Source organism: Limnospira sp. PMC 1279.21, assembly GCF_032349615.1.
Lineage (GTDB): Bacteria > Cyanobacteriota > Cyanobacteriia > Cyanobacteriales > Microcoleaceae > Limnospira > Limnospira fusiformis.
Genome location: NZ_JARPLU010000624.1, coordinates 1 through 235 on the forward strand (window position 1 = coordinate 1; position 235 = coordinate 235).

At 47.7% G+C, this 235-nt stretch carries 1 protein-coding gene; it reads left to right on the top strand.

Annotation, left to right across the window (positions count from 1 at the left end):
* A partial coding sequence (locus P5683_RS26260; protein ID WP_315669534.1) for a reverse transcriptase N-terminal domain-containing protein occupies nt 1–235 on the top strand: 235 nt, incomplete at both ends.

The following is a 235-nucleotide window of genomic DNA, read 5'->3' on the forward strand; positions in this document are numbered from 1 at the left end:
CAGCTAAATCGGGACAGGATGCAAAGGCAAGAAGGTTGCAACGTCTATTGGTGAAGTCATATTATGCCCGACTCTTAGCAGTGCGGCGAGTGACCCAAGATAATCAAGGTAAGAAAACGGCTGGAGTCGATGGAATGAGAGCAATCTCTCCAAGGCAAAGGTTTGAACTTGTTGAGAGCATTAAGGGAAACCTCAAAGCAAAACCACTGCGACGGGTGTGGATTCCAAAACCTGG